Source organism: Nocardiopsis sp. NPDC006139 (genome assembly GCF_040614155.1).
GTDB classification, from domain to species: domain Bacteria; phylum Actinomycetota; class Actinomycetes; order Streptosporangiales; family Streptosporangiaceae; genus Nocardiopsis; species Nocardiopsis changdeensis.
The window spans coordinates 315051-322896 of sequence record NZ_JBEXTT010000007.1 but is presented as its reverse complement, the minus strand read 5'-3'; the positions used below and the strand labels follow the sequence as shown (position 1 = coordinate 322896).

The window sequence follows — 7846 nt, the reverse complement described above, 5'->3', positions numbered from 1 at the left end:
GCCCGAGGCGTACCCGGCGCCCAGGAGCAGGGCGGCCACGGCGGCGAAGCGGATCTCGCTCACCTGCCACAGCGTCTCGGGCTCGTGCTCTTCGGCTTCTTCGCCGGTGCGGGACTCTTCGCCGTCGCATGCGCAGGCGTCACTCACCGCGCACCCCCGTCGTCGTGGTCTGGCTGTCGGTTCCGTAGGTGGGGCACAGCACGACCGCTCGGCCGGTCGCGGCCAGCAGAACCTCGGCCGAGGCCAGCAGGTCCAGCAGTTCGGGGCGGGTCAGGGAGTAGAACACCTGCCGCCCCTCGGCGCGCCCGTCGACCAGGTTGCAGTCGCGCAGGCACGCCACGTGCGCCGAGACCGTGGACTGCGCCAGCCCCAGTTGGGCCACCAGGTCGGCCACCCGCGCCTCGCCTTGGGCCAGGCGGCGCACGATCGCCAACCGGGTGCCGTCGGCCAGGCTGTGGAAGAGGGCTTCGGCCGCACTCAGTCCCGCGCTCGTTGTGGACGGACACTCATCCGTGCTATTCATCGTCATGAAACGATCATATCCCATTTCGGCGATGATGGAAGGTGTGGGCATGCTCATGAACCGCGTGGAGTCGGCGCTGATCGACTCCGGCCCCCGGCGACTGCTCCAGCACTACGAGGCCAACCTGCTCATCAAACTGGGCGGACGCACCCCCGGCGCCCGCGCGGCCGAGCTGGGCTGTGGGCCCGGATACGGCACCAAACTCATCCTGGACACCTTCGGCGCGGCGTCCGTGGACGCCGTGGACCTGGACCCGAAGATGCTGGCCAGAGCACGGCGCCGCCTTCAGCGCCACGGAGAGCGCGTCTACCTGGCCCGCGGCTCGGCCACCGACCTGGCCGCGGCCTTCGCCCCCATCGACGGCGGCCAGGACGCCTCCTATGAGGCGGTGTTCGACTTCGCGATCATCCACCACATCCCGAACTGGCGCGACGCCCTGGCCGAGGTCGCCCGCGTCCTGGCACCGGGGGGCCGGTTCTTCTTCGACGAGGTCACCGCCACCGCCCTGGCCCGGCCCACCTATCAGGCCCTGTTCGACCACCCCGGTGCCGACCGGTTCAGCGCGGGCGAGTTCCTCGCCGAACTGCCCCGCCACGGCCTGCACATCGGCGAGAGTTGGCGCACCCGCATCGGCGGCGACTACGTCTTGGGCGTGGCCACCCGTACCCAGGACAGCAGGTGAACACGATGGCCATCACCGCACTCGCGCTCTATGCCGTCTTCATCATCCTGACGGCCACCAAGACACAGCTCCAACGACGACACGGCACCGACACCGGGATCCGACGCCCGGCCACCCCTCTGGGCTGGATCGCCCGACTCCCGCTCGCCCTGGGCAGCCTGTCCACCGGCGTCGCCGCACCCATCGCCGAGCTGGTGGGCCTCACACCGCTGCCCGGCCTCGACCAGCCCGCCCTGCGCGCCGCCGGCGCGGCTCTGGCCGCCTTGGGCGTGGCGGGGACCTTCGCCACCCAGCTCGCCATGGGCCTGGCATGGCGGACCACCCCTGATGAGACCGAGCGCCCACCACTGGTGACCGCCGGCCCGTTCCGCCTCGTCCGCAACCCCATCTACACCGCCTACACCGCGATGTCGCTGGGCCTGGCCCTGACGGTGCCCAACCCCATCGCCGCGTTCGGCGCGGCCGCCGTCCTCATCGGCGTTCACATGCAGGTGAGGGCGATCGAAGAACCCTACCTACAGCGCATCCACGGCGCGGCCTACCTCGACTACTCCGCACGGACCGGCCGGTTCCTGCCCGGGATCGGCCGCCTGAGCGACCACGGCACCACGAAGGGAACCCGATGAGCGACTGCTGCACGCCCAACGACCACGACCCCACCCCCGAAGAAGAGCGCACCGGCACGATCGCCCTGCTTCTGATCGTGGCCACCAGTGCCACCACCCTGCTGGCCATAGGCGCTCTCCTGCTGTTCTAGAGCACGCACAGGGCATCGCGGAGCGCTTCGGGTTTCACCGGTCGACGGTCAGCGCGTCCAAGGCGGCGGCCTTGTCCGCCTCGGTGGGCAGGGCGTGTTGACATCGGCGTGGCCCATCGGCTCGGCCACGGTCACCAGGTCCACCGGTTCGCGGGCCAGCTCACCGCGACCGCGCACCAGGTCGGTGCCGAAGGTGTGCCGCTACACGTGCGACCTAAAAAGTTCGCTGCGGTTGACCGGCCGATGGGAGATCAAGCCGACTGACGCGAAGTCGGTAAGAGCGCCAAATCTACTGACGCAGTGGATCAAGTGCCTGCCGACGGATCAAGTTCACTGACGCTGGACAAATCACGCCATGAAGCGATGATGCCCCCTCGCGATCGTTACCTTGGTGTGACATTCGGCAATGCGCCTCGGCAAACCTCCCCCCGTGAAGTGGTGCCCACGACACCCGCTTCAACGAGGGAGAACGCTATGGGCACCGCCCGCAAGACCACCATCATCAACCGGCTCAACGAGCAGTGGGCACAGGTTCGGGAGGACTTCGCCGCCCAGCACGCCGTGCAGACCTGGTCCGCTGAGGACTCGCGGCTGCGTGGCGCCCGAAGCGTCCAGGACATCCGCACCCTGGCCGACGGCCCGGTCACCCCTGCGACGGACGAGCTCTTCCGCGCCCTGCTCGACAGAACCTCTCTGCCCGGATCCGAAGGCGAACTCGCTTCCCGCATCGTGTTGCAGCTGATGATCGGCCGCATCGTGCACACCTCCCGCGCCATGACCGGCTACATCCGCGACATCGAAGAGCGCAGCCAGCTCGCCGTCGTGGCGATGTACGACGCCATCCGCACCTGCCCGACGGACAAGAGCACCTACCTCACACCTCACCTGGCCTGGACCGCGCACCGCACCGCGATGCGCCTGGCCAAGGTCGGCGCCAACGAGATCCCCATGGCCAGCGTCGGCTCCGACCGCACCACTGCCGACGAGCCCGACCTGCACCCCAGCGAGGAACTGGCCCAGATCCTGGCCTGGTCGGTTGCCGAAGGCGTACTCAATGCCGGGGAAGCCACCCTGCTGGCCCACCGTTACGGAGACGAATCCCCCGGCCGCCCCTCCTGGACCAGCGTCGCCGATCCCGACACCGTCGCCGGCCAGGCGGGCATCAGCCCCGATGCCATGCGCCAGCGGTGCAGCCGCGCGGCACGGCGCCTCGCCGCGGCCTCCGCGCGCTACCTGGGACACGACACCGACTGAGACGTCACAGGCCCCCCACACGCGGGCTTGCCCTTGTTGATGACCCGCTATCCCCGGACAGAAGGCCTGCTCTTTGATGTACGACTTTGACCCCACCGACCCGCTCCTCCTGGGCGGCGCCGACCTGCTCACCGAGGACGAGCGCACCGTGGGTCTGGCTTATCTGCGCCTGGCCCCCCTCCTGGAAACCCTGCAGTCGCATCCCTTCCACCGCTGGGCCTGCGCAGAGCTGCGCGCCTACTTGGATGGCCCCGCCTTTGAGGCGGTGGAAGCCTTCCAGCGCCTGTGCGACGAAGGGACCGCTCATCTGGTGGAGCGGCTGGAGGAGCTGGACCCGACGCAAGAGCAGGGGTGGGAGTGAACGAGACCCCGGAGACGGGGCCAGGGCGATCCGAGCCGTGGTTCGCCCCGCACCTGCCGCGCTCCACCCGGACCATCCTGGTTCAGTTCCTTGTCTGGCTCGCCGTCCTGTGTGGCCCTGCCGGGTTGTTCATGCAGGTCACCTGGGATGGACCAGCCGTACCGGAGAGCGAACCAGAACGGCCCGCCCAGGGAACGGACCTGTCCGCACTCGGCGTCGCGGGATGGGCCGAACGCGTCGTCACCGCGTACCTGGAGGGAGACATCGACACCGTACGACTGGCCTACCCCACGGCTCGCGACCGCCAGCTCGAAGCCCTACCGGACCCGTCCGGTGCACCCAGCCGGGTCAGCGCCGTGGCCGTCGAACAGATCGGTGACAGGGAGTGGACCATCACGGTCGCGGTCTATCCCCGAAGGGAGGATCCGACGACTCCGGCGGTACGGCACCTACGGCTCACAGCCCACGGCGAAGGCACCACGTGGGCGGCTCTGAGCCTTCCGGTCGAGGTCGGAGCATGGGCGCCCGCTGAGCCGCCCGAGCTGGCGTACGCCTCACGCAAGCTGGCCGACTCGCCCCTCACCGAGGCGGTCCAGGGCTGGGCCTTGGCCTACCTGGCCGGCGAAGGGGAACTCGACCGCTACCTGGCACCCGAAGCAGCCTTTCCGCCGATCGCTATGGCCCACGCCGCAGTCGAGATCGACGGCGTCTACCCGGTTCCCGAGGACGAGGACACTGCGGTAGCGCCCGCCGGAGACGGAGACACCGTCTTCGTCCTGGCCGACCTGGTCGTCACGACCTCGGACGGCCAGAGCTGGCCGATGAGCTACGCCCTGGAACTGACCTCGCGTAGCCAGCGCTGGGAGATCAGCGCCGTGGCCACCCCGCCTTTGGCCTAAGCGCCCACTTTCGCCCGAAACGGTTCCCACACAGCCGACATGTGGAGGTCACCCATGCCCGAAACCACGCTCCAGGCAGGCGTCCTGGACTGGTACGACACCAAGCTGGACGAGGTCACCGCCCTGGTCAACCCGACCCTGTGGATCATCGGGGTGTTCGTGGTCTTGGCCGCGTACGTCATGTACCGCAGCTGGAAGAAGGCCGCGATCGCCGCGCTGGGCATGGCGATCATCATCGCCCTGATCAACAACGTCGAGGGCATCGCCGGCATGTTCGAGGGCGAGGTCGAAGCCTCCGCCCCCGCCACGGTCGAGCACACGCTGGCGTGAGCCACCAGGAAGGAGCGCCCGACCAGCACACGTTGATCGGGCGCTCCTACACCCGGGCTCGTCGGCACCCCTGGGTCATCGGCCGTATCCAGGGCTGGACCCTGCCCCTGGGGCCGTTCAGTGCCACCCAGCTCGGTGTTCTGGTCGTCTCCCTGTGGTTGCTCATCCAGACCGCACCGATGTGGACACGGCTCGGGCCCTTCGCCCTGGTCCCGCTGGCCCTGCCCATCGCCGCCACCTGGGCGGTGCGCCACGCACAGATCGAAGGCCGCACCCCGCTTCGCGCGCTGGGCGGCTACCTGGCCCTGTACACCGCCTCCCGGCGCGGCACGCTGCACGGCCGCCCCGTCCCCACACCCGACCCCGTCCAACTGAACGGAGCGATCACCATCCAGCCCACACCCCCGAGCCAGGAGACCGTCTCCGACGACGCCGACCACGACAGCGGGGCCGCCCAGGCGTGGGCACCCCGGCCTCGGGCCACCACCCTGCGCGACCTGCTCACGGCCTCCGCCCCGGAACCTGCTGAGGAGAGTTGATGCAGATTCCCATCCAACACATCATCGGCAACCTCGCCTGGACCACGTCCGGCCAGGTGTGGGCGCTCTGGCGGGTGACCCCCAGCTCCTATCTGCACACCAGTCCGCGTGCCCGCGCAGAACTGCACGCCCAGACCACCAGCCTGCTCAAGCGTCTGACCGGCGAACCGATGCTGCTGTCGCTGTGCGCCCAGACCTCCGCGGCCGACGTGGCCGAGGCGATGGTGGAAGGCGTCGACCTGGACGCCCACCCCGAGTGGGCCGAGGTCGCCGAGGCCACCCTGGACATGCTCGACAAGGTGAACCTGACCGAACGCACCCACTGGCTGGCCCTGCCCCTGCCTGCGGACCGGCCCGCACTGGAACTGCGCTCCCTGGCCACCGCCGCCGCATCCACCCTGGCCTCCCTTCTGGGGGTGACACCCCAGGCGCCCTCGACCGCGCAAGTCAAGTCCTACCTGACCAAAGCCGACCGGATCAGCCGGCAAATGCACGGCCAGCCCGTCATCCGTCCCGCCACCCCCGCGGAGATCCTGTGGGTGCTGGCCCATTCGATCCGCCGAGGCCTGGCCGAACCGCTGCTCGCCGACACCGCCCACGCCGACCGCCACCTGGCCGCGTCACGGCTGTGGCAGGGCCGACTGCGCGGGCCGTCCCTGGCCGGGCTGGGTGAAGTCCGCCTAGTGGAGGGAGGCACGCCCGAGGACGGGGCGAAAGTATCGCTGCGCCGCCGCTGGCTGCAGGTGGAGACCCCCGAGGGCACCTCATACCAGGCCTTCCTGACCCTGGGAGAGATGCCGACGGCGTATGTCTTCCCGGGCAGTGAGTGGTTGGGCACCCTCGACCGCTTCCCCATGCCCGTGGACTGGTGCTCCCGCCTGAGGATCGTGTCCAACGCCGAAGCCGACGCCAAGACCAAACGCAAAGCCAGGGAACTGTCCGCGCAGGTGGACGAGTACGACGGCGATACCTCAGGGCCCCCGCAGAGCCTGTTCGACGCCGCCGCCGACTTGGACGACGAACGTACCCGGTTGCAGGGGTCGCGCACCGAAGTGGAGATCCAATCCGCCACCGTGTTGTGTGTGTGGGGATCCAGCCCCGAAGAGGCCGACCAGCACGCCGAGCTCCTGCGCCACTCCCTCTCCGCAGCCGAGTACCAGCTCATCCGCCCCACCGGCGGTCAACGCGCCCTGTGGGCCAGCATGCTCCCCGGCACCGTTGTCCCTGCGGTCCTGGCTGAAGCCACCCAGTACCAGCTGGCCAGCGACTACGCCATGGCCATGCCCTGGTGCTCCTCCGACGTCGGTGACCCCACCGGAGCGCTCCTGGGCGTCTCCTTGGACGGCGGCACCGCACGTCCGGTGCTGGTGGACCTGGCCCGCGCCCCACGCCAGGACGCCAGCGCCTCCCTCGGTGTTGTCGGTGAGCTGGGCGCCGGCAAGTCCGTGCTTCTCAAAGCCGTGCAGATCGGGCTGGTCGACCGCGGTGACCGTGTCATCGCCATCGATCGCACCCCGTTGGGCGAATGGGCGCGCTTCGCCGCCGAGGCAGCCCCGGATCGACACCAGATCATCCGGGCCGATGCCGACGCCACCATCTGCCTGGACCCGCTGCGGATCTTTGAACCACACATCGGAGCCCGCTACGCCAAGAGCTACCTGACCCTGCAGCTGGGTGTACCCGCCATGTCCACCGGCGGTTTGGCCCTGGCCCAGGCTGTCGACGCCGTGGCCGCCAGCGCCGATCCGCACATGGGCGCCGTGATCACCGAACTGGAACAGATCGCCGCTGAAGAAGGCGGCACTGACCGTGCAGAGAAGGCCCGAGAACTGGCCGGTCTGCTGACCGCGGTGGCCAACGACAGGCTCGGACGGTTGGTCTTTGGTGACCTTCCGCCTCTGCGGCTCGACGACGACACTGCCGCCTTCACTGTTTTCGCCACCGCGGGCCTGACCCTGCCCAAACGCGAGGTTTTCGCTTCCGAATGGCACATGCAGCGCCAGCCTCTGGAGACTCTGATCGGCCGGGCGGTGCTTTACCTGGTGGCGGCCGTGGCCCGTGAGATGGCCTTCAGCGACTCGCGCTTCACGGCCATCGCCCTGGATGAGTGCCACTGGCTCACCAGCAGTACGGAAGGCACCGATCTGGTCTTGGAACTGGTCCGCGACGGCCGCAAACACGCCGCCGGAGCGATGCTCGGCTCGCACGATCCCGACGACTTCGGAGACGAGATCGTCCAAGGACTGTTGTCCACCAAGGTCGTCCTGCGCCACCGCGACGTGACCCTCGCTCGCAAGGCCCTGGCCTTCCTCGGGTTGGACCCGGATGACCAGGCGATGGTCGACCTGGTCACCACCGACCTGTCACCCACCGGCGACCCCACCCGCAAGGGCGAAGCGCTCCTGGCCGACACCCGCCGCCGCATCGGCCGCATCCAGATCCTCATCCCGCCCGTGGAACGCATCCAGACCTCCATCCTGACCACACCCGCCTAGGAACCG

The 7846-nt window shown here is 69.3% G+C and carries 10 protein-coding genes; 9 read left to right on the top strand and 1 reads right to left on the bottom strand.

Going from position 1 to position 7846, the window contains the following annotated elements:
• Positions 1 to 139: 139 nt before the first annotated feature.
• Entirely contained in the window at positions 140 to 529 is a 390-nt protein-coding gene (locus ABZ249_RS12290) for a metalloregulator ArsR/SmtB family transcription factor (RefSeq protein ID WP_355261023.1), read from the bottom strand.
• 43 nt (positions 530 to 572) lie between these two features.
• On the opposite strand from ABZ249_RS12290, the gene ABZ249_RS12285 reads away from it, so the two are divergent.
• The 9 genes from ABZ249_RS12285 (at position 573) to ABZ249_RS12245 (ending at position 7840) form a co-directional block, all read left to right on the top strand.
• Entirely contained in the window at positions 573 to 1205 is a 633-nt protein-coding gene (locus tag ABZ249_RS12285; RefSeq protein WP_355261020.1) for a class I SAM-dependent methyltransferase, read from the top strand.
• A gap of 5 nt (positions 1206 to 1210) precedes the next feature.
• The gene (locus tag ABZ249_RS12280) at positions 1211 to 1831 is read left to right on the top strand and encodes an isoprenylcysteine carboxylmethyltransferase family protein (RefSeq protein ID WP_355261017.1); all 621 of its coding nucleotides are present in this window, start codon (positions 1211 to 1213) and stop codon (positions 1829 to 1831) included.
• On the top strand, positions 1828 to 1962 hold the full coding sequence (locus ABZ249_RS12275) for a hypothetical protein (RefSeq protein ID WP_355261014.1): 135 nt from the start codon (positions 1828 to 1830) through the stop codon (positions 1960 to 1962). The genes ABZ249_RS12280 and ABZ249_RS12275 overlap by 4 nt, the downstream gene beginning before the upstream one ends.
• Positions 1963 to 2400: 438 nt before the next feature.
• Positions 2401 to 3216 carry a hypothetical protein gene (locus tag ABZ249_RS12270; RefSeq protein WP_355261011.1) on the top strand — a complete coding sequence of 272 codons (816 nt, stop codon included), beginning with the start codon at positions 2401 to 2403 and terminating at the stop codon, positions 3214 to 3216.
• A gap of 76 nt (positions 3217 to 3292) precedes the next feature.
• Positions 3293 to 3577 (top strand): hypothetical protein, encoded by a 285-nt coding sequence (locus tag ABZ249_RS12265; RefSeq protein WP_355261008.1) that lies wholly within the window; start codon positions 3293 to 3295, stop codon positions 3575 to 3577.
• Positions 3574 to 4476 (top strand): conjugal transfer protein, encoded by a 903-nt coding sequence (locus tag ABZ249_RS12260; protein ID WP_355261005.1) that lies wholly within the window; start codon positions 3574 to 3576, stop codon positions 4474 to 4476. Before ABZ249_RS12265 ends, ABZ249_RS12260 begins: the two co-directional genes overlap by 4 nt.
• Before the next feature lie 54 nt (positions 4477 to 4530).
• Entirely contained in the window at positions 4531 to 4806 is a 276-nt protein-coding gene (locus tag ABZ249_RS12255) for a hypothetical protein (protein WP_355261002.1), read from the top strand.
• Entirely contained in the window at positions 4803 to 5345 is a 543-nt protein-coding gene (locus ABZ249_RS12250; protein ID WP_355260999.1) for a TcpE family conjugal transfer membrane protein, read from the top strand. The genes ABZ249_RS12255 and ABZ249_RS12250 overlap by 4 nt, the downstream gene beginning before the upstream one ends.
• On the top strand, positions 5345 to 7840 hold the full coding sequence (locus ABZ249_RS12245; protein ID WP_355260996.1) for an ATP-binding protein: 2496 nt from the start codon (positions 5345 to 5347) through the stop codon (positions 7838 to 7840). Before ABZ249_RS12250 ends, ABZ249_RS12245 begins: the two co-directional genes overlap by 1 nt.
• The last annotated feature ends 6 nt before the right edge of the window (positions 7841 to 7846 follow it).

Coding starts and splice junctions, on each gene's coding strand:
- ABZ249_RS12290 (WP_355261023.1), bottom strand. CDS start 529: ATGACGATGAATAGCACGGATGAGTGTCCGTCCACAACGAGCGCGGGA.
- ABZ249_RS12285 (WP_355261020.1), top strand. CDS start 573: ATGCTCATGAACCGCGTGGAGTCGGCGCTGATCGACTCCGGCCCCCGG.
- ABZ249_RS12280 (WP_355261017.1), top strand. CDS start 1,211: ATGGCCATCACCGCACTCGCGCTCTATGCCGTCTTCATCATCCTGACG.
- ABZ249_RS12275 (WP_355261014.1), top strand. CDS start 1,828: ATGAGCGACTGCTGCACGCCCAACGACCACGACCCCACCCCCGAAGAA.
- ABZ249_RS12265 (WP_355261008.1), top strand. CDS start 3,293: ATGTACGACTTTGACCCCACCGACCCGCTCCTCCTGGGCGGCGCCGAC.
- ABZ249_RS12255 (WP_355261002.1), top strand. CDS start 4,531: ATGCCCGAAACCACGCTCCAGGCAGGCGTCCTGGACTGGTACGACACC.
- ABZ249_RS12245 (WP_355260996.1), top strand. CDS start 5,345: ATGCAGATTCCCATCCAACACATCATCGGCAACCTCGCCTGGACCACG.